This is a genomic window from Deinococcus rhizophilus, assembly GCF_030271215.1.
In the GTDB taxonomy this organism is placed as follows: Bacteria; Deinococcota; Deinococci; order Deinococcales; family Deinococcaceae; genus Deinococcus; species Deinococcus rhizophilus.
Genome location: NZ_JASNGB010000416.1, coordinates 1 through 407 on the forward strand (window position 1 = coordinate 1; position 407 = coordinate 407).

Here is a 407-nt window from a genome sequence, read left to right on the forward strand (position 1 = left end):
CAGCGTGGCGGTGCCGCTGGCCCGCAGGGTTCCGCCCGCCGCGCCCAGCGTCAGGCCGGAGAGGGTCAGGCGACGGCCCTCCAGGGTGGCGACCGGGTCCTCGCCCTGGGTCAGCGTGCCGCGCAACTCGGCCAGCGTGCCCCCGAAGCTGCCGCGCGTGTCGGCCAGCGTGACGCCGAGAGCCTCTGCCCCGCGTGTCTCCAGCGTCCCGGTCAGGCGCGGGGCGGTGAGCGGGCCGGAGAGGGTGACCTCTGCCGCCGCCTCGCCCGCCGAGCCTTCCACCAGCGCGAGGGGCCGCAGCCGCAGGGAACCGCCCAGCTCCGGCACGAGGCCTTCCCCGTCCGTGAGGGTCAGGGTGCCCTCGCCCAGTGCTCCCGCCGCCAGCGCGTAGCCGCCGCGCCCGTCTC

1 protein-coding gene is annotated in these 407 nt (G+C 78.1%); it reads right to left on the reverse strand.

The genetic code is table 11. The features are described 5' to 3' along the window. Positions 1 to 407 (reverse strand): hypothetical protein (locus QOL99_RS17640; RefSeq protein WP_285525707.1); only part of this gene is annotated, 407 nt, incomplete at both ends.